General features: G+C 50.1%; 15 protein-coding genes. 5 read left to right on the forward strand and 10 right to left on the reverse strand.

Annotated elements, in window-relative coordinates:
- Nucleotides 1-144 precede the first annotated feature (144 nt).
- From AC5JO6_RS27295 to ureG, 9 genes are all read right to left on the reverse strand, one after another.
- Nucleotides 145-2,145 carry an ABC transporter ATP-binding/substrate-binding protein gene (locus tag AC5JO6_RS27295; RefSeq protein WP_496084200.1) on the reverse strand — a complete coding sequence of 667 codons (2,001 nt, stop codon included), beginning with the start codon at nucleotides 2,143-2,145 and terminating at the stop codon, nucleotides 145-147.
- Nucleotides 2,146-2,321: 176 nt separating this feature from the next.
- Nucleotides 2,322-3,167, reverse strand: coding sequence for a nitrate ABC transporter permease (gene ntrB, locus AC5JO6_RS27300; protein ID WP_496084201.1), 846 nt, complete (start codon nucleotides 3,165-3,167; stop codon nucleotides 2,322-2,324).
- 36 nt (nucleotides 3,168-3,203) lie between these two features.
- Nucleotides 3,204-4,553 (reverse strand): CmpA/NrtA family ABC transporter substrate-binding protein, encoded by a 1,350-nt coding sequence (locus tag AC5JO6_RS27305; protein ID WP_496084202.1) that lies wholly within the window; start codon nucleotides 4,551-4,553, stop codon nucleotides 3,204-3,206.
- 681 nt (nucleotides 4,554-5,234) lie between these two features.
- On the reverse strand, nucleotides 5,235-5,936 hold the full coding sequence (urtE, locus tag AC5JO6_RS27310; protein ID WP_496084320.1) for an urea ABC transporter ATP-binding subunit UrtE: 702 nt from the start codon (nucleotides 5,934-5,936) through the stop codon (nucleotides 5,235-5,237).
- The gene (gene urtD / locus AC5JO6_RS27315; protein ID WP_496084203.1) at nucleotides 5,923-6,720 is read right to left on the reverse strand and encodes an urea ABC transporter ATP-binding protein UrtD; all 798 of its coding nucleotides are present in this window, start codon (nucleotides 6,718-6,720) and stop codon (nucleotides 5,923-5,925) included. Before urtD ends, urtE begins: the two co-directional genes overlap by 14 nt.
- 175 nt (nucleotides 6,721-6,895) lie before the next feature.
- Nucleotides 6,896-8,152, reverse strand: coding sequence for an urea ABC transporter permease subunit UrtC (gene urtC, locus AC5JO6_RS27320; protein WP_496084204.1), 1,257 nt, complete (start codon nucleotides 8,150-8,152; stop codon nucleotides 6,896-6,898).
- A gap of 128 nt (nucleotides 8,153-8,280) precedes the next feature.
- Nucleotides 8,281-9,228 carry an urea ABC transporter permease subunit UrtB gene (gene urtB, locus AC5JO6_RS27325; protein ID WP_496084205.1) on the reverse strand — a complete coding sequence of 316 codons (948 nt, stop codon included), beginning with the start codon at nucleotides 9,226-9,228 and terminating at the stop codon, nucleotides 8,281-8,283.
- 100 nt (nucleotides 9,229-9,328) lie between these two features.
- On the reverse strand, nucleotides 9,329-10,732 hold the full coding sequence (locus AC5JO6_RS27330) for an ABC transporter substrate-binding protein (RefSeq protein WP_496084206.1): 1,404 nt from the start codon (nucleotides 10,730-10,732) through the stop codon (nucleotides 9,329-9,331).
- Nucleotides 10,733-11,446: 714 nt separating this feature from the next.
- Nucleotides 11,447-12,079: an urease accessory protein UreG gene (gene ureG / locus AC5JO6_RS27335; RefSeq protein ID WP_496084207.1), complete on the reverse strand. Its 633-nt coding sequence runs from the start codon at nucleotides 12,077-12,079 to the stop codon at nucleotides 11,447-11,449.
- A gap of 622 nt (nucleotides 12,080-12,701) precedes the next feature.
- On the opposite strand from ureG, the gene AC5JO6_RS27340 reads away from it, so the two are divergent.
- The 4 genes from AC5JO6_RS27340 to AC5JO6_RS27355 all read left to right on the forward strand — a co-directional run bounded on the left by AC5JO6_RS27340 (nucleotide 12,702) and on the right by AC5JO6_RS27355 (nucleotide 16,508).
- Nucleotides 12,702-14,132, forward strand: coding sequence for a form I ribulose bisphosphate carboxylase large subunit (locus tag AC5JO6_RS27340; RefSeq protein WP_496084208.1), 1,431 nt, complete (start codon nucleotides 12,702-12,704; stop codon nucleotides 14,130-14,132).
- 84 nt (nucleotides 14,133-14,216) lie between these two features.
- A complete protein-coding gene (gene rcbX / locus AC5JO6_RS27345) occupies nucleotides 14,217-14,621 on the forward strand; it encodes a RuBisCO chaperone RbcX (RefSeq protein ID WP_496084209.1) in 405 nt (134 codons plus the stop codon).
- 81 nt (nucleotides 14,622-14,702) lie between these two features.
- A complete protein-coding gene (locus AC5JO6_RS27350; protein ID WP_106254623.1) occupies nucleotides 14,703-15,026 on the forward strand; it encodes a ribulose bisphosphate carboxylase small subunit in 324 nt (107 codons plus the stop codon).
- 141 nt (nucleotides 15,027-15,167) lie between these two features.
- On the forward strand, nucleotides 15,168-16,508 hold the full coding sequence (locus AC5JO6_RS27355) for a RuBisCO small subunit-like domain-containing protein (protein ID WP_496084210.1): 1,341 nt from the start codon (nucleotides 15,168-15,170) through the stop codon (nucleotides 16,506-16,508).
- Between the two features lie 168 nt (nucleotides 16,509-16,676).
- On the opposite strand, the gene AC5JO6_RS27360 is transcribed toward AC5JO6_RS27355, so the two are convergent.
- Complete coding sequence (locus AC5JO6_RS27360; protein ID WP_496084211.1) at nucleotides 16,677-16,922, reverse strand: hypothetical protein; 246 nt, start codon at nucleotides 16,920-16,922, stop codon at nucleotides 16,677-16,679.
- Between the two features lie 150 nt (nucleotides 16,923-17,072).
- Between AC5JO6_RS27360 and AC5JO6_RS27365 the strand changes: the two genes are divergently transcribed.
- Nucleotides 17,073-20,192 carry a two-partner secretion domain-containing protein gene (locus AC5JO6_RS27365; protein ID WP_496084212.1) on the forward strand — a complete coding sequence of 1,040 codons (3,120 nt, stop codon included), beginning with the start codon at nucleotides 17,073-17,075 and terminating at the stop codon, nucleotides 20,190-20,192.
- Nucleotides 20,193-20,214: the final 22 nt, after the last annotated feature.

Raw genomic sequence — 20,214 nt, forward strand, 5'->3', positions numbered from 1 at the left:
CAGCAGTCAGCTTTGAAACCTGGAGCCGAAAGCGAATCCAAATTAACTTTTACAAAGCAAACCGGATTGCTATGGCAGCTAATAGCGATTGACGATCAGAGAAAAGCTGATAGCTGACGGCTGATAGCTCTTCTCTACAGTCGCTTAAGGAGTTGCTAACGCATGAGCTAGCGGCACATCTGCCATGTAGATGTCATGTTTGATCGCCAAGTTGTTGAGATAGGCGATCGGATCATCGGCATTAAAGGTGGTGCCATCAAACAGTTGAATAGCACCACGGCTGTAGGTGATGTCAGACAAGCCCAATTCCCGTGCAGCGGTACTAAACACACCAACACGGCAAACGCGCTCCAGAATTTCCACCCAGTTGCGTGGAAAGGGAACGTCGCCCCAGCGTGCCATCTGCGTCATCATCCACAGGTGCTCTGTCCGGCTAGGGCGAGTGACACCCTGACCGTAGAATTGATGGTGGGCATACTCTTTTGGGGAAGGTTGAAGACTGCATACCTGAGGATTGGGATCACCCAAGTAGATGTATTCCAAGTCGGTGCTCAGGTATTCACGACGAGAGAGAATTTCACGAATTTCCTCATGGTTTGCCTCATCCATACAGTAGCGACACGCTTCTAACAGTGCTTTCACCAGCGCAATGTGAGTGTTGGGATATGCCAGTGCCCATTCTTCTCGAACGCCTAGAACTTTGCCAGGATGTCCATTCCACACTTCTAGATCAGTGGCGATCGTATACCCAATACCTTCAACAGCCGCGCGGACATTCCAGGGTTCACCCACACAAAAACCATCAATATTTCCAGCTCGTAAGTTCGCAATCATCTGAGCTGGGGGAATCGTGCTGAGTTGCACATCGTGATCGGGATGGATGCCAACGGCTGCCAGCCAGTAGCGCAGTAGCAGATTATGCATAGAGGCTGGATGCACCACACCAAAGACATGCTGTCTGTCTTGGGTTGCCAAAAGCATCTGCTTCAGATCTTGTAAGGTATAGATACCCTGGTCATAGAACCGTTTATCAAGAGTAACGGCATTGCCATTGCGGGTAAGCGTTAAGGCAGTGACGGTTGGCAACGAGCGTCCATCCATACCTCCCAATGTTAACCAGATGGGCATTCCCGATGGCATTTGCGCCGCATCCAGATAATTCCCCGCGATACCATCTTGAATACCGCGCCAACTGGATTCCCGTACCAAATTCACTTCATCCAAGCCGTGATGAGCAAAGAAGCCTTTCTCTTTGGCGATCGCCAGTGGCGCGCAAGCAGTCAGCGGCACAAAGCCAATTTCCAGGTTGACCTTTTCTAACCCGTGACGGGCGATCGCACCTTGCTTGCGCGATCGCAGTTGTTTAATCCGCTTCTGCTGATTGAGAAAGTAGATAATTTCACTTCGCATGGAATAATAGCTAGGGTGATTTACCACTTCTAAGCGTTTGCGAGGACGGGGAATGTCTATCGGCATGATTTGCCCAATTTTGGACTCAGGACCATTGGTCAGCATGACAACGCGATCGCTCAATAGCAGCGCCTCATCCACATCATGCGTCACCATCACGGCTGTCACATGGCTTTCATCACAGATTTGCATCAATCGTTCCTGCAAATTGCCCCTTGTAAGTGCATCTAACGCACCAAAGGGTTCATCCAGCAACAGTAATTTAGGGCGGATAGCCAGGGCACGGGCGATCGCTACTCGCTGCTTCATTCCACCCGATAGTTGTGCTGGGGGCTTATCAGCGGCATGGCGTAAGCCAACTAAATCAATGTGATGCTCAATGATGCCACGACGTTCGCTGTCAGGGAGGTGCGATAAAACTTCGTCCACTGCCAGCGCAATATTTTCACGCACGGTTAACCAGGGCAGCAGCGAGTAGTTTTGAAACACCACCATCTTGTCAGGTCCCGGTCGGCGAATGGTTTCACCATCTAACAAGACAACACCATCAGTTGGCAAATCCAGACCTGCAATCATATTTAGCAAGGTTGATTTACCACAACCCGAATGACCAATCAGTGAAACAAATTCACCTTTACGGATATCCAAATCAATACCTTTCAACGCTACATAGCGATCGCCGTTTGCTAAGGGAAAGGTTTTTTCAAGTTTTTCAACAGTAACGAAGGTTGTCATGGGAGTGGGGAGTGGGGAGTGGGGAGTAGGGGAAGCAGAGGAAGCGGGGGAGGTAGGGGGAGCAGGGGAAGCAGAGGAAGCGGGGAAGGTAGGGGGAGCAGGGGAAGTCGTTCAAAACGCTTCTGGCTCCTGACTTCTGACTCCTGACTCTTCTTTGAAAACTCAAAACTTTCTCGTCACCGCTGTTCTTCTGGCAAAATTACTGTTTGTAGCCATGCCATGAACTTATCCAGTAACAGTCCGACAACGCCGATGTAAACCAGTGCCAAAATGATTTCGCTGATTTGGCTGTTTTGGTAAGCGTTCCAGATGAAGAAACCAATACCAACGATGCCAGACATGACAATTTCAGCCGCAATGATGGCTAACCATGCCAGACCGATCGAGATTCTCAGTCCAGTAAAGATATAGGGCAATGCGGCGGGAAAGAGCACTTTAAAGAAATACTTTTTGCGTGAGAGCTGCAACACACGAGCCACATTGTTGTAGTCTTGCGGAATTTGCCGTACACCAACGGCTGTGTTAATTAGAATGGGCCATACAGCCGTAATGAAAATCACAAACAGTGCAGCAGGCTGATTTTGTTGCAATGCTGCAAGCGCGATCGGCACCCATGCTAAAGGTGGCACTGTTCGCAGCAGTTGAAAGATTGGATCAAGCGCTTTGGATAGTGTCTTGTTGAGTCCAACCAGGACACCCAGACTGATGCCTATAATGGCAGCGAATGTATAGCCGAGCGCGACTCGTTGCAAACTGGCAAAGATCTGCCAGAATAAGCCTTTATCAGTGCCGCCTCGATCGTAAAAGGGATAGAGGATCAGCGTCCACGTCTCTTGTACTACTCGAATCGGTCCTGGCAGCGTGGCTCCTGGAATCCAGGAGAAGAGTTGCCAAAGCACAAGAAAGATGGCGATCGCAACGATTGGTGGCAGCAAATCACTCAGTCGTTCTTTCAACTTCAATCGTGCAAGCCAGGGAGCATCAAACAATGTTGCAGATGAACGTTTACGGGCGATCGTCATGGCTATCTCCTTAAAGTGAATGATGAATGAACACAGTTAAACTCGCTTAATTTTCAAACTATCCAAATACGCTTGTGGCTTCTCAGGGTCAAACTTAGTGCCATCAAAAAACGTTTCAATACCACGCGATGTACTGGTTGGTATAGCAGTTGCTGCAACGCCAAGCTCCTTCGCGGCTTCTCGCCAAAGATCTTCGCGGTTAACTTGTTTGATCCAATCGTTCGCCTTGGCTAATGTGTCCTTGGGTAAAAAGCCCCAACGGACGCTTTCCGTCAGGAACCATAAATCATGGCTCTGGTAGGGATAGGACACACTGCCTTTCTCATCTTTCCAATACAGCACTGCCATTGACTTGTCATCGATCGATCGCTCACCCAAGTTGTATTGACCCAACAATGGCTCAAGCAAAACAGTTTCTGGTACGCCAAAGTATTCGCGTTTTGCCAAAATTGTCGCTAGTTCCTTGCGGTTGTCAAAGTTATCACACCACTGTTGGGCTTCCATCACTGCTTTGAGAATGGCTTTAGTTGCTTTGGGATATTGATCAACCCAATCTTTCCGCATTGCCAAATATTCTTCTGGGTGATTCTTCCAAATTTCCGCAGTCAGCGCTGAAATGAAGCCAATCTTATCCGCCACGATGCGGTAGTTCCAGGGGTCGCCCGTGCTAAAGGCATCCATTGCACCCCGTTTCATGTCGGCAACGGTTTGAGCCGTTGGTACAGTCAACAACTCCACTTCTTGATCAGGGTCGATGCCATTTCCTGCTAGCCAATAGCGGATCCAAAATTCCTGATTGGCTTTGGGGAAAGTGTATGCTGCTTTAAATTTTGAGCCTTCCGACTTCAGCTTGTCGAAAAAGGCAACCTGTTCCGTCACTTTGAGGGATAAGCCTTTGCCCATATGCTTTTTGGCGATCGCAATCCCATTTCCTTGCGTATTCAATTGCGCCAACACGTACATTGGCACTTTTGTATTGTCAGTAATGATGCCTTCTGAAATCAGATATGGCATCGGCATTTGCCACTGTCCACCATCAATGCCGCCGCCAGCAGAGCCGATTTTCACGTTGTCACGGGCTGAACCCCAGTTCGCCTGCTTATCAAGTTTGACATCGGGCATCCCGTACTTTGCAAACAGCCCTTTCTCCTTTGCAATAATTAAGGGAGCGGCTTCAACAATAGGCAAATAGCCCAGTTTTACTGTCTTCAACTCCGGCATCATCTCCGGTTTCAAATCGGCAACTGGATTGGCAACAGGAGCGCTTTGACTGGTAGTCGCTGCTTCTGGCGGATTACCTAAACAGCCCTTCAACAGGATCGTCCCAGCCGATGCGGTGGCGATCGTCACAAAACGGCGGCGAGAAACATTGGCAAAAATAGACATAGAACCTCCTTACATCCCGACCTACGGGTTGCAATCAAAACTGCGTGATGCACAAATTTGGTTAGATTGCTACACAACGTTCAGGTTCAAACTGAACCCTATTAGTCATTCACATGAAGTGGCTAAAACCTTTCAGCCATTCGTCAAGATCAAAACACGAAGGCTCACCGCTCAAAAAGCGAGCCATTTTCTGGTTTTCGACATCGATAAAAATCTATTGCTACCGAGAACTAGATAGCTAAAAATCTATCTTGAAAAAATTCTAGCGGTACAAACTTGAAAGGTCAATGCAGGACGGTATGCAGAGTTGCTATGGCAAAGATAAGGTTTTACTTATCATTCCTTGAGGCATCATGCAGCAAGGCACAAAAAAGAGTAGCGATCGCCATTTACATGGCGATCGCTACCGTTGCTTAACCTGATTTAGGTGATGGGTTGTCTAAACGTTAGTGGTGACGATTGAGTGGATTGTATATCGCACGATCGCCCCATCAGCTTGCCAATAGTGCTTGAATGCTGTCGTCAATGAAGTGGGTATCCACTGCGTTCACACCACCTGCGAAGTGTCCCTAGACCGAAATGTTAATGTTGAGCCGCTGCAATGTTAATGTAAGCCGCTGTAATGGCAATGTAAGTGGCTGCATTGCTAACGAAGACGATCGCAACGATTACTTGATGGCTTTAAACTGCAAGGTATTTGTGGACAAGGGCATCCGTCAAATCTGCCGTGTGACCGTTTGCCACGACCGAGCCTTTTTCCATAATGAAAAACTTTTGGGCAAGCTGACGTGCAAAGTCGATCTTTTGTTCAACGACAACGACCGTGATGCCTTTCTCGCGGTTGATGCGCTTTAGCGTTTCTTCGATTTCCTGCACGATCGAGGGTTGAATGCCTTCGGTCGGTTCGTCCAGCAGCATAATTTTGGGATTGCTTAAGAGTCCCCGCGCGATCGCTAACTGCTGTTGTTGTCCACCACTCAACAGCCCGCCCTGTCGCTTCAGGTGTTGTTTTAGCATCGGGAAGAACTCAAAGATCTCCTCCGAGATTTTCTTAGTCTTTTCCTTCGCTGCGGTCATGCCTAGCTTCAGATTGTCCAGCACTGACAGGTAGGGAATAATCTCGCGTCCTTGTGGGATAAAGGAAATGCCGTAGCGGGCACGCAAATAGGTTGGTGTCTTGGTGATTTCATCCGCATCAAACATAATGCTGCCAGACATGACTTTATTGAGACCAATGACACTACGGAGGAGCGTCGTTTTGCCTACCCCGTTACGCCCCAAAATACACGCAATTTCGCCTTTCTCAACTGCCATATCAACGTTGAACAACACAGGCGTTTGACCGTAAGAAACAGTCACATCTGATAAATTAAGCAGCGGTATCGATTCGTTCACGACCTAAATACACCTCAATAACTTTGGGATTGGATTGGACTTCCTGAACGGTGCCTTCGGTTAGTTTCTCACCTTGATGCAAAACCACAATGCGCTGGGCAATTTGTTTGACAAATTCCATATCGTGCTCAATCACAACCACCGAATAGTTTTGAGCGAGCATCTTAATAATTTCGCCTGTATCACGCGTTTCGTCGGGTGTCATACCAGCCGTGGGTTCATCGAGTAGCACGACAGCGGGATCTTGGGCAAGCACCATGCCGATCTCAATCCACTGTTTTTGCCCGTGCGAGAGAGACGAAACTCTGGTAAACGCTTTGTCAAGCAAACCCACACGGTCTAAAACCGATTCGATTTTGGCTTTCTTGACGCTCGTTAGCTTGGCTCTAATGGATGCAAACACGCCGTGTGAACCTTTCAGCGCGAGCAAAATGTTCTCAAATACCGTCAGTTCGTTATAAACGTTGGGGTTCTGGAACTTGCGCCCGATGCCCATGTGCGCGATCGCGTGAGGACTCCGATTGGTAATGTCCTGTCCCCGATAGTAGACATGACCAGACGCAACGGGCGATTTGCCCACGATCGCATCCATCAGGGTACTTTTACCCGCGCCATTCGGTCCGATGATGGTGACAATTTCCTGCTCACCCACATCCAGGCTCACGCCTTTAATCGCTTGAAAGCCCGAAAAGACAACCTTCACATCTCTAACAGACAGAATGGCTTCACGAGGTTCTGCCTTGGATTCGTTGGCAGACAGAAGTGTATCCATAGACCTAGCCTTGTGTGTGTTCACGTTTGTTAAGTAAGCTAACATTCCGCACGAATGCCTTTCTGTGACCTACGTAGCGATTTAAGCGACCGCTGAGCGCGCAAGCTAAGCCCAAAGCATCAGTTCAGCGGCATAAGGTGGCATGAGAAACTCTGTGAGTGGTTCAAGCGGTGTCCTATTTCAGCCTTTCACGCCCTTTCGTTCCACGGGCAGAGGCACTCCGCCTGGTTCGTAGACCCATGAGCGATCGACCAACGCTATGAACAGCGCCCTTGAGCGGACTGAACCAATCAAACAGCCGTGCCTGCACAAAGCCTGACGTAGTAGAACCTGACGTGTTGGAGCTTGGCGCTGGCATCAGAGCGGTTTGATCGGCAAGCTTGAACTGCTTTGGCAATAAACCCATCAAACCATCGGGCAAGAACAGCACCACTACCAACAGCATGATTCCAACGATCAACTGCCAGTCTTGAGTGATGCGATCGACCGAGTTTTGCAACTGACCCAATAAAATGGCGGCAATCAGGGGTCCGACCAGAGTGCCTCGCCCACCGACTGCTACCCAAATTACGACTTGCGTACCAAAAGCAACGCCCAAATAAACAGGTGAAATAAAGCGGTTCAAGGGCACAAACAAGCCACCTGCAATCCCCGCGATGCCTGCTGATAAAGTCCAGATGAAAATCTTGAAGCTGGCAACGTCGTAGCCCAGATAGGAAATCCGCTTCTCATTCTCTTTGATGGAGCGCAGAATCAAGCCGAAGTTGGACTGCGTTAGCCAATAGCTGCCTGCAAGCACACAGGCAGCAAAGATGAGAATCATGAAGTAGAGACCGATCGGTGGAATGACCAAACCACCAAACAAGGTTAGCCTGGAAACGTCCGTAATGCCGTTTGTGCCGCCTGTGTATGCCTGCTGACTCACAAAGAAGGTGGTCAATGCAGACGCGATCGCCAGCGTAATGATGGTAATGTAAACGCCGCTCACCTTAGAGCGAAAAATAAAGGAGCCAATGATGTAAGCAAAGGCTGCGGGCACTGCCACCATTGCGATCGCAGCGATCGGGAAAAACTGCAATGGTGCAATAAACCAGGGCAACTCTTTTAACCCGTTCCACACCATAAAGTCAGGCAGTGTCCCGCCGTAGGTATTGGCAGAAGCTGACAGATTCAGCTTTAAGTAATATGCCATTGCATAGCCGCCCAGCGTAAAGAAAACGCCGTGAGCAAAACTCAGAATGCCCGTAAAGCCCCACACCAAATCGAGCGAAACGCCCAGCACGCCAAACAGCAGCAGCTTTGCCATCAGATTTGCTTGAAACTCGCCCGCAACAAACGGCAGAATGGCGAGAATCAAAAAAGCGATGCCACCGATCGCCAGTAGCTTGACTGGTACCATTGATTGTCGCAGCCGACCCATTACCTCTGTCACGTGCAATCCCCCTTATGTCGATCGTCAACCATCAAACCCAATCGCATTCTGCGAAGTTGTCAGCTGCTAGTTTTTAGACTAATCTTTGTCCTGAACTAACAGCTAAAAACTAAAACCTAAAAACTTTTCTACGCCCGCTTCTGCACTGTAAACAGACCTTCTGGACGGTAACGGATCAGGACAATGACCGCAAACAGCACAATGACTCGTGCGGCAGGATCATTGAGTAGGTAAGCGATCGCTGAGTTAGCCGATCCAATCAGCACTGAACCTGCCAACACACCAATCAATTTATCCACGCCACCCGTTACAACCGTCATCCACGCATCCACTAAATAATCTTGTCCCATCGGTGGTGCCACGCTCTTCAACGATGAAATGACCGAACCAGCAATGCCTGCCAGACCACAGCCGTAGGCAAACGTCACCATGTCTACCAGGCTTGTATTCACGCCCAGGCAGCGCGTCATATCCCGGTTTTGCGTCACGGCACGAATTTGGCGACCCAACGATGTTTGGTAAAGCAAGAAAGCAGTCAATGCGAGTAGTGCCAGTGCCACAAAAAAGATGAATAACCGATAGTACGAGATTTCAACGGACTGTCCGCCTGCTTCAAAGAGTGAAAGGTTGCCTTTAATATATGGCGGCGCTTTCACATACTTTAGCTGTGCTGTAAAGATCAGTTTGACAACGCCTTGCAGCACAATACTCAAGCCCCACGTTGCCAGCAGGGTTTCCAACGGTCGCCCGTAGAGCTTGCGGATGATGGTGATTTCCACGATCGCCCCAATCACCGCTGTCACGATAAAGGCGAAGGGAATCGTCAGCAACAAATCCATCTTGAAGTTCTTTTGCAGCACAAACGTGGTGTATGCGCCCAGCATGATGAATTCACCATGTGCCAGGTTGATGATTCGCATGACACCAAACGTAATCGCCAAGCCCAAGCCCGTCAGTAGCAAAATACCGACGATCCCGATACCATTCAAAAGCTGATTGGCAAAGGCGATCGGGTCGATACTTTTCGCTGGTGGAGAGGACTGCGCCAGATAGACCAGAGACGAAATAAAATTCATGAATCCCCTTACTCAACCAGAACGGCATCTGCAAAATTAGTCTTAGAGAAAGCAGCCTGACAGACACAATCGTGTCCGGTCAGGCTGAGATTTGAACGCGTTAAGCCTGCTTTAGAAACTCGGCTGGGATGTCTTTCTTGGTTTCCACATTGGGGTTGCTGCGATCGTCAGGCGATTTGTGCTTGCAAATCCGACCCTTGTAGAGAGCCTGACTCCAGGGAATGGGCTTCACCGCTGCTTTCGTCGAGAAGACGATTTCTGCCTGCCCATCTTCTTTCCACTTACCGATTCTGGAGTACAGATAGGTGTGGTAGTTATCCGGGTCAACTTTCACAGTGCCCTGTGGTGCCTTAAACTCTTGTCCACGTGTAGCTTCACGCAGATTGGCAGTCGTCAGTTCCTTACCCTGCTCTGCACACTTCTCCATTGCCTGCGCCATAAAGAAGGTTTGCAGATAGGCAGCTTCCATCACGCCATTGGTGACGCGATCGGGTCCAAATTTTGCTTTGAACTGTTCCACAAACGCTTTATTTTCAGGCGTATCTACGGTTTGGAAGTAATTGAAACTGCTGTAGTGTCCCTCAGCAAATTCGGCTCCCATTGCCTGAATTTCTTCTTCAGTGGTGGGGTACGCCATGATGGGCGTGTCTGCCGATGTCAAGCCAGCATCCTTATACTGCTTGTAGAACGCAGGAATACTGTCACCCACCAGATTGCTCAACACAAAGTCGGGCTTTGCCTGCTTGATCTTGTTGATAATGGTGATAAATTCAGTAGTTCCCAGCGCGGCATATTCATCACCCACAACCTGTCCACCAGCTTTCACCAGCTCAGCTTTGGCAATCCGGTTGCTTTCTTTGGGATAAATGTAGTCAGACCCGATGAAGAAGCCTTTCTTACCGAAGTTCTTAGCGCAGTAGGGGATCGAGTCGGTAATTTGCTGGTTTGGTGCTGCACCCGTGTAGATGACGTTGGAGCTACACTCGTTGCCTTCGTAGTAAACGGGATAGTACAGCATTTTGTCTTTCTCTTCAAAGACTGGCAGCACTGACTTGCGGCTGGCAGATGTATAACAACCCAGGACGCAAACTACTTTATCTTCGTCGATCAACCGCTTTGACATCTGGTTGTATAAATCCCAGTTGGAGTCTGGGTTGACAACCACTTGCTCAATTTTCTTGCCCTTAATCCCTTGCTTACCAGACCAAGGACCTTTGCCTTCGTTGATTTGCTCGATCGCCAAGAACGTCGCGTCTTGCAGCGATTTCTCCACAATGGCGATCGAACCCGTAGTTGAATACATCACACCAACTTTAATGCCATCTCCCCCGCCTGCTGTCGATGCAACAGGGCTGGCACCGGGAGAGGCAGAGGTCTCAGCCGTGGGTGCACCGCCATTGGAACAAGCGGCAACAATACTAGAGCCAAGTGCAAGCGAACCATACTGGATAAACCGACGACGATTCATACCACCCAGTATGATCAGGGGCTGACGCGACTTCATTAAGCAATTCTCCTTACCTGTAAAAATCTCATATGCACAGTCGGACGTATGACAGCTAGAAGCACGCCAAGTTAGCACCACCGCTGAACTCGATTGTGATTAAGTCATCCTGTGTATAGAGGCGTGCTGCAATACTGTGTGATATTAGAGTTAGGCTTGCACAGTATTTGTATCAGGATATACAAACGCCTGTGCGTAGGCTCAGAAGTCACTGACAAAAGCCGATAATAAGGTTATGCAAGGATTCATCTCTCAAGCGGCGATCGTGCTTGAGCACTGTTGGGCTTAAGGGCTTACAGAAACCACCGCTTCGTTGTCTTGACAGCAAATGACTGTTGACGATTGACCGCTAAGAGCTTGCCAAGAAATAACGGCACACTTTTGGATCAGCTATCAGCTATCAGCTTTTAGCTATCAGCTATCAGCTTTTAGCTTTTAGCTGACGGCTGACGGCTGATGGCTATAGACCATGCTGTTATTTCTGTACAACTCCTAAGCCTCAACCTTGCGCGATTCATTAACCAATCTTCAACCAATTTTCTTTAAGAGGATGTTTTAAAAGTCCAGATTTTTGTAGCCCTGGCGACTGAAGTCGCGGCTACACGGACAAAACCTGCCTTCGCAGGTTCCCAAGCCTTCACGTTTCGGTAGTCCGCGCAGGCGGACTTTGTTTACGTAGTCGCGGTTTTAACCGCCAGACTTTTCAAACAACCTCTAAGATGTCTTCTGCACCAAAGCCTTGTGAAGGCTCGGCGGTAGGTGATCTGTCAGAAAGTTAATCACTGCCTCCAAACCTTGTTGCGTTTTGAGATTAGAAAACACAAAGGGTTTCTTGCACCGCATTTTCTTGGCATCTCGCTCCATTACGTCCAGATCGGCACCAACATGGGTCGCCAGATCGATCTTGTTGATCACTAGCAGATCAGACTTGGTGATTCCGGGTCCACCTTTACGAGGAATTTTGTCGCCGCCTGCTACATCAATCACGTAAATCGTGAGATCGACTAGCTCCGGGCTAAACGTGGCTGCCAGGTTGTCGCCACCGCTTTCCACAAACACCAGCTCCAGATCCAGAAACTGCTGTTCTAAGTCTTCGATCGCCGCCAAGTTCATCGACGCATCTTCCCGTATTGCCGTATGCGGACAGCCGCCTGTTTCTACCCCACGAATGCGATCGCTCTCCAGTGCTTGACTCTTCACCAAAAACTGCGCGTCTTCCTGGGTATAAATATCGTTAGTGACAACCGCAAGATTGTAACGATCGCGCAATGCCTTACACAACGCCTCGACCAACGCCGTCTTCCCCGATCCGACTGGACCCGCTACTCCAACTCGAAACGCACTCATAGACTGTGGATGTCCAAAACTTAATTGTGTTGTTGCCAGTTGCAATGACGCTCTACATTGGCACATTCTGGTCGATCAATACTCTGCTGGCAAAGGTGAAGCGATCGTTGCGAAATGTAACAAAAAACAGATTTAACTCTTACCTCTTCTTACCTCTATAGTTGCCCCTCTTCAACCGCTCTTTAGCATCTGCTGCTTTCCAATCAGGTTGTCTGCAACGTATAAGCGTTGCTTGCCTGAAACGTTTATTCAGAAGAGATTTTGGTGCTTCTACGATCGCACATGCAACAGCTAATCACACAAATCGTTAGCTTTGTTTACGTTCGACAGCAAGGTTTAGCTTCAAACTCAATTCATAATCTTTTGTTATTAAACGATACAGAATGTTTGAAGTTCTGCTTATTGCTGGCTCCCCATTAGCTGATACTATGAGAGCAATCTGATGGAAGGGTGAGCAACTCGTTCATACGCCCACCCCGGATTGCAAAGGCTAGGATGCCAATAAATCCTTCATTGATATAGGATGTTTGCTGAATTTCGGATGTCTACCAGGTGTAAGCCTGTTTTGCCTCCGGCGATAGCGTTCGGGAAAGTTTTGTAGAGTTCACAGGAAGGGAGATTTATGTCTTACGCGCAAACGAGAACCCAGGCGAAGTCTGGGTATGAGGCTGGAGTTAAAGAGTACAAATTAACGTACTACACCCCAGACTACACACCAAAAGATACGGATCTGTTAGCAGCCTTCCGTATGACCCCGCAACCCGGTGTACCCCCTGAAGAAGCAGGCGCTGCGGTAGCGGCTGAGTCTTCTACTGGCACCTGGACGACTGTGTGGACTGACCTTCTGACCGACCTCGATCGCTACAAAGGTCGTTGCTACGATATCGAACCGGTTCCCGGCGAAGACAACCAGTACATTTGCTATGTTGCCTATCCTCTGGATCTGTTTGAGGAAGGCTCCGTTACCAATATGTTGACCTCGATCGTGGGCAACGTATTTGGCTTCAAGGCGCTGAAGGCATTGCGGTTAGAAGATCTACGGATTCCTGTTGCTTACCTGAAAACCTTCCAGGGTCCGCCTCACGGTATCCAGGTTGAGCGCGACAAGCTGAACAAGTATGGTCGTCCGTTACTGGGTTGCACCATTAAGCCCAAACTGGGTCTGTCAGCAAAGAACTACGGTCGTGCAGTGTACGAATGTCTGCGTGGTGGTCTCGACTTCACCAAAGACGATGAAAACATCAACTCGGCTCCGTTCCAGCGTTGGCGCGATCGCTTCACCTTCGTGGCTGAGGCAATTTATAAAGCACAGGCTGAAACGGGCGAAATCAAGGGTCACTACCTGAACGTGACGGCTCCTACCTGCGAAGAAATGCTGAAGCGGGCTGAGTACGCTAAAGAACTCAAGATGCCGATCGTGATGCATGATTACTTGACCGCAGGTTTCACCGCTAACACGACACTTGCTAAGTGGTGCCGCGACAATGGTCTGCTGCTCCACATTCACCGCGCCATGCACGCTGTGATCGATCGTCAAAAAAATCACGGCATTCACTTCCGCGTCTTGGCGAAGTGCTTGCGGATGTCTGGTGGCGACCACATCCACACAGGCACCGTCGTTGGTAAGCTCGAAGGCGACAAAGCCATCACTCTTGGCTTCATCGACCTCTTGCGCGAAAACTACATCGAAAAAGATCGCTCTCGTGGCATCTACTTCACGCAAGACTGGGCATCTATGCCCGGTGTCATGGCAGTTGCGTCTGGTGGTATCCACGTATGGCACATGCCTGCTCTAGTCGAAATCTTCGGCGATGACTCTGTACTGCAATTTGGTGGCGGTACGCTGGGTCATCCCTGGGGTAATGCACCGGGTGCAACTGCAAACCGCGTGGCGCTGGAAGCTTGCGTTCAGGCTCGTAACGAAGGTCGTGACTTGATGCGCGAAGGTGGCGACATCATCCGCGCCGCAGCGAAGTGGTCGCCTGAGTTGGCGGTTGCTTGCGAACTGTGGAAGGAAATCAAGTTTGAGTTTGACGCAATGGATACCATTTAATCGTCATGAATGAAGGATGAAGGATAAACCACGAATACCGATTCTTACTTTATCCCTCATCCCTCTTCACTCATTCTGTTTGCCATGGATCTAAAGCAAATTGCCAAAGATACTGCCAAGACGCTTATCAGCTACTTGACGTATCAGGCTGTAAGGACGGTGATTGCTCAGTTGAGTGAAACTGATCCGCCGCGTGCGTTCTGGCTGCAAAACTTTTCGTCTAAAGAAAAGATTCAGGATGGGGATGCGTATCTGCAAGCCCTCTTCCAGGAGCGGCAAGACCTTGCGTTTCGCATCCTGACCGTGAGAGAACATCTAGCAGAAAATATTGCAGATGTGCTGCCAGAACTGCTGCTCACCGGTACGCAGCAAGCAAACATGGGGTTGCGCCGTCAGCAGCTAGAGCGGATGACACAGTTAGATCTCACTGTGCCTAGCGCCCAGCCAGAGCAAGAGCCAAACGCTGAAAACCCTGACGAACGTCGTTAATGGTTAGCAGTGAGCTGATCGCCTCACGTCAACCGCTAGCAACAAACAATCAACTAGCAACTATTACCAATCAAGGAAACCATGAAGACCTTACCCTTTGAGCGTCGCTATGAGACGTTTTCCTACCTGCCGCTGATGGATAACGCTCAGATCTCTCGCCAGATTCAGTACACGCTGGATCAGGGCTTTTTCCCTGGCGTTGAGTTTACGAATGACCCTAGCGCTGAAGCTCACTACTGGACACTGTGGAAGTTGCCCATGTTCAGCGCGCGCTCTCCCCAGGAAGTGCTGAATGAAGTGCAACAGTGCAAGTCTGAGTACCCCAACAGCTACATCCGCGTTGTGGCGTTTGACAACATCAAACAGTGTCAGGTAATGAGCTTCATCGTACAAAAGCCCCGCTAACGGCACTTAATTCGTCATTAATGCAGTGAAAAAGTAGGGTGAGGTGAGCCATGTTCGCCTCACCCTACTTTTTTGGGAAACACACTGCTTTCTCTCAAACTCTGTTAAACAGTCATTTCTAACTGCTAACCGCCAGAACCTATGAGCTATTACATTTCCCCCCGCTTTCTCGACAAGCTTGCGATTCACTTGACCAAGAATTATCTGGACATTCCCAGCGTTAAAGTGCCCTTGATCCTGGGCGTACATGGGCGCAAAGGTGAAGGAAAGTCGTTTCAGTGCGAGTTGGCGTTTGAGCGCATGGGTGTCAATGTCGTTTATATGTCGGCTGGCGAACTGGAAAGCCCTGATGCAGGCGATCCAGGTCGTTTGGTACGTTTGCGCTACCGCGAGGCGGCGGAACTGGTAAAAGTGCGCGGCAACATGGCAGTGCTGATGATTAATGACATTGACGCAGGTGCTGGACGGGTGGATCAGTACACGCAGTACACAGTGAATACCCAAAACGTGAACGGCACGTTGATGAATATTGCCGACAATCCTACAAGCGTGCAGCTTCCGGGTAGCTATGAGCTAGAGCCGAATCGGCGTGTTCCTATTATTGTGACGGGCAATGATTTCTCCACGCTCTACGCTCCGCTGGTGCGAGATGGACGGATGGAGAAGTTTTTTTGGGAACCCGATCGCGCCGATCGCCTTGGCATTGTCAGCGGCATTTTTCAGGCAGACGGTGTGGAGCGACAGGCAGTCGAAACGCTGGTGGATACCTTTTCCAATCAGTCGATCGACTTCTATGGAGCCGTGCGATCGCGTTTATATGATGAACAGGTGAAAGCGCTGATTGACGAAGTTGGGATCGATCAAATTTCCCAGCGGGTCGTCAACAGTGAGAAAGCGTCACCCACCTTCCGTAAGCCCAATTTCAGCCTGCCGCACCTGTTGGAAGTTGGTAAGCAATTGGTCGAAGAACAGCGCCGGGTGCAAGAGATGGGACTGGCAGAGGAATACAACAAAGCGCTGTACTTTAATCGCAAGCTAGGCAATACGGCTGAACAGACAGCCTCTAAAGCAGAAACGCCAGCCAATACTCAGTACTATCACAAGTACGAGTCTGGTAATCCTGCCAGCAATCCGATCGGTAATGGTAGCGGACACGACCAGCAGCCAGCATCATCCAGCTATAGCGGTCAGCCTTCCAGCACAAAGCTTACCCCAGACATGGTGACCCAGGTGAACCAAATTCTGAAACAGGGGCATCGTCTGGGCATTGAGTATGTGGACGAGCGCCGCTTCCGCACAAACTCCTGGCATTCCTACGGTTCGTTTCAGGGGCAACCGTCGGAGGCGATCGCGGCTCTAGAGGCTTGCCTCGACGAACATACAGGAGACTATGTGCGACTTGTGGGCATCGACCCAGAGAATCGGCGCAGAGTGGTAGAAACAATCATTCAGCGACCCAACAGCAAAGTCACTAAAGCCTAGTTGCTCACAGGGTTGTGCTAAGGGCTTGCTAAAAAATCACTGCACACTTTTGGATCAGCTATCAGCTATCAGCTATCAGCTATCAGCTATCAGCTATCAGCTATCAGCTTTTCGCTGACGGCTGACGGCTACAGATCATGCTGTTATTTCTGTACAACTCCTAAGCATTCATGCCGCAGGACGGTCATAGTCTGCCTTCTGCCTTCTGCCTTCTGCCTTCTGCCTCTTCGCGGAAGAGAGGTGTGAGGTGTGAGGTGTATTAGCTTCTGCCTCCTGCCTTCTTCTAACGTCATTGACTCCTGCTTCGCCTGTGGAGCCAACAACGTTACCTTCTGCCTTCTGCCTCCTGCCTCCTGCCTTCTGCCTTCTGCCCCAGTTCTTTGCAGTATGGGTAACGCACCTTTTACATACCAAAAGCGCGCTTCTCTCTACAAAACCACTTACTAAACCACACGCTTTTTGTGACGAATTTGATCAAAATAGAGGTCTGGCGAGAATCGACTTAACGTTAGCGGTAAGGGAACAGCATGGCTCAATAACTGCGGCAATGGTTGTTTAGCCATAATGCTGCTGCTCTCACTGAATCGGATCACCGCTCGTACACTCAAACTGTTCCAATTCGAGGCAAATTTAGTGGTTTCTGGACGATCGCAGTGGTTACTCTCAGCGTGCCAGACGTTTAGCTGCACACTCATACTGCTTGCTAGCATGAATGTGAGCGATCGGGCGTGGGCACAGGTGGCAGCAGACACGACACTCCCCAGTGGAGAGCGATCGCAGGTTTCTACAGGACCGTTGTTTCAAATCAACGGAGGGGCAGTCCGCGATCGCAACCTTTTCCATAGCTTTGGGCAATTTTCTCTGAGGCAGGGCGAAACTGCCTTTTTCAATAATGCTGCCAACATCACGAATATCATCAGCCGTGTTACAGGTGGGCGACCGTCCCAAATTGATGGTGTGCTGCAAGCAAACGGCAATGCCAACCTCTTTTTAATTAATCCCAGTGGCGTTCTCTTTGGTTCGAATGCCTCCCTCAATTTGGGGGGTACCTTTTTAGTCACAACTGCGAGTGCGATTCAGTTTGGCAATCAGGGTATCTATAGCGCTACGAATCCTACAGCACCGCCGTTGCTAACGGTCAACCCGTCTGCGTTACTCTTCAATCAACTGGCGAATCAACCGATCGCCAGTCAGGCAAGGCTACAGGTACCAACGGGTCAAAGTTTAGCGCTGGTAGGCGGTAATATCCTGCTCAATCGAGGTGTGCTGCTGGCACAAGGTGGACGAGTGGAGCTAGGAGGACTGGCGGGTAAAGGCATCGTCGAACTGGACGGCAGCGGCAGCAAGTTGCACTTAAGCTTTGCAGCGATCGAGCGATCGCTGGCAGACGTAACGCTCATCAATCAGTCAGAGGTCAACGTCCGCACGGGCGGCAGCATTGGCATCAATGCTCAAAACTTCAGTATGGCTAACGGCAGCATTCTCCGAGGTGGCATTGCCGCAGGTGAGGGAACACCAGGAAGCAAGGCGGGTGATATTGACCTTCACGTTCTGGGTGCTGTCGCCCTTACCGATGGCAGCTTTATGGCTAATTCAACGCTTGGCGATGGCAATAGCGGCGATGTCAATATCACGGCTGGCTCGGTGCTGCTAAAAGATGGCTCACAGGTGAATGCCAGCACGTTTGGTAACGGCAATGGTGGTATGGTCACGATCCGATCGCAGGGTACCGTTACCTTCGATGGCGAGGATCGTGATGGGCGATCGGGAGGTACCTATAGCCAGGTGAATGCAAATGCTATCGGCAACAGCGGCGGCATTAGCATCAGCGCTGCTTCAGTTGCAGTGACCAATGGTGCGCTTTTGACCGCGAGTACACTAGGGCAGGGCAACGCTGGCAGCATCAATATTGAGGCTCGTGGCGACGTTCGTTTTGCTGGCGTAGGCGCGGTTGATCAATTTCCCAGTGGAGCCTATAGCAGTGTGCAGAGTAAAGCAGTTGGCAGCAGCAGCGGGATCAACATTACGGCTGCTAGACTGTTGCTGGAGCAGGGCGCGCAACTGGATGCCAGCACCTTTAGCCGAGGGAATGCGGGCAGAATCACCATCCAGGTGCTCAACGGTGTTCAGCTCAAAGGCGATCCATCAGGCAACTTTGCTGATCCTGGCGGCATCTATAGCTTTATTGGCGAAAACGCGATCGGTAACAGTAGCGGGATCAGCCTCACCGCTCGATCGCTGTCGGTAGAAAATGGAGCGGCTTTAGTTGCCAGCACCTTTGGTCAGGGCAATGCTGGCGACATTAATCTACAAATCACTGGATCAGTTACCTTAGACGGACAGACACCCAAATTCTCTAGCGGCATTTTTAGCAGCGTGAGCCGCATTGGTCGAGGCAATAGCGGACAGATTAGCCTCACTGCTGACTCACTCACTGTCACAAATGGCGCTGCGATCGCCGCCAGTGCGCTTGGAAACGGTAGAACTGCTGGTATCAACATCAACGTGGCAGGCGCGGCTTCCTTCGATGGCGTTGGCTTGGATGGCTTCCCCAGTGGTATCTTCAGTCGTGTCGATATTGGTGCAGTTGGAGGCGAAAGCGGGACGAATGCCATCAACCTTACAGCTCGTTCACTCACGCTGACGAATGGAGCGCAGTTTCAAATCAGCACACTCGGACAGCTTCCCGCAGGCACCATTACCATCAATGCCGTAGATGATATCTACATTGTGGGTAAAAATGCCACCACTGGACGCTCAAGCGGCTTGTTTAGCGACACGACACCTCAAACCATCATGGCTAACGGGACGATCAAACCCCAAAGTAGCGGCGATGGGGGAAATATCAAGGTCGATGCGCGCTCATTGTTTTTACAAGATGGCGCAGTCATTTCTGCCCCAAGTCGAGGAACAGGCAATGCCGGGAATATTGCGATTCGCCTGCGGAACTTTCTGCAAGCCCAAGACAGCCAGATTCTAACAACCTCTACTCAAGGAGCTGGTGGTGACATTGCGATCGCCGCTCGCTTAATCGCTCTACGCGGCAATAGCGATCTAACAACGAGTGTCCTCAGCGGGACTGGCAGTGGTGGCAATATTACGCTCAATGCACGAGCGATCGTTGCCCTCAATGACAGCGACATTCTGGCATTTTCTCGCGCTGGCAGTGGCGGTGCGATCACACTAAACACTCCTGCCTTTTTCGGTTTTCGCTATAAACCCAAGGATGCTAACGCCAATACTGAGACGCTAAGCGGGAACGGTCGAGTTGATGTCAATGCCAGCGGCAAACTTCGGTCTGGCAAGATTACGCTACCGGATGTAACGCTGCAATCTAACCTGGCACCACTACCGACGGAGGTTGTCGATACCAGCCAGTTAATTGCCCATAGCTGCATCGCACGCAATTCTCGTCAGGGTAGCTTTCTTGTCACAGGCACCGGTGGGTTGTCAAACCAGCCAGATGATCTGGCAGCGTCACCCTTCCCTACGTATGCCATAACGGCTGGTGAAATGGTGAATCGTGAAGCAGTAAAACTGAGTGCTGACAATCAGGGAGCGGGAACGATCGAGAATCCAGATGATGTGCCTGCTTCTCCACACGCTCACATAGTCGAAATTGACGGCATTTATCAGCTGACGAGTGGAGCAGTAGTCTTGGGACGATCGTGTCACCCTCTTTAAAACAGGACTGACGCCAACCTCA

Source organism: Tildeniella sp. (genome assembly GCF_059505325.1).

Excerpts from the sequence above, each read along its gene's own strand:
- AC5JO6_RS27295 (WP_496084200.1), bottom strand. The coding sequence starts at position 2,145 with ATGACAACCTTCGTTACTGTTGAAAAACTTGAAAAAACCTTTCCCTTA.
- ntrB (WP_496084201.1), bottom strand. The coding sequence starts at position 3,167 with ATGACGATCGCCCGTAAACGTTCATCTGCAACATTGTTTGATGCTCCC.
- AC5JO6_RS27305 (WP_496084202.1), bottom strand. The coding sequence starts at position 4,553 with ATGTCTATTTTTGCCAATGTTTCTCGCCGCCGTTTTGTGACGATCGCC.
- urtD (WP_496084203.1), bottom strand. The coding sequence starts at position 6,720 with ATGGATACACTTCTGTCTGCCAACGAATCCAAGGCAGAACCTCGTGAA.
- urtB (WP_496084205.1), bottom strand. The coding sequence starts at position 9,228 with ATGAATTTTATTTCGTCTCTGGTCTATCTGGCGCAGTCCTCTCCACCA.
- AC5JO6_RS27330 (WP_496084206.1), bottom strand. The coding sequence starts at position 10,732 with ATGAAGTCGCGTCAGCCCCTGATCATACTGGGTGGTATGAATCGTCGT.
- ureG (WP_496084207.1), bottom strand. The coding sequence starts at position 12,079 with ATGAGTGCGTTTCGAGTTGGAGTAGCGGGTCCAGTCGGATCGGGGAAG.
- AC5JO6_RS27340 (WP_496084208.1), top strand. The coding sequence starts at position 12,702 with ATGTCTTACGCGCAAACGAGAACCCAGGCGAAGTCTGGGTATGAGGCT.
- rcbX (WP_496084209.1), top strand. The coding sequence starts at position 14,217 with ATGGATCTAAAGCAAATTGCCAAAGATACTGCCAAGACGCTTATCAGC.
- AC5JO6_RS27350 (WP_106254623.1), top strand. The coding sequence starts at position 14,703 with ATGAAGACCTTACCCTTTGAGCGTCGCTATGAGACGTTTTCCTACCTG.
- AC5JO6_RS27355 (WP_496084210.1), top strand. The coding sequence starts at position 15,168 with ATGAGCTATTACATTTCCCCCCGCTTTCTCGACAAGCTTGCGATTCAC.
- AC5JO6_RS27365 (WP_496084212.1), top strand. The coding sequence starts at position 17,073 with ATGCTGCTGCTCTCACTGAATCGGATCACCGCTCGTACACTCAAACTG.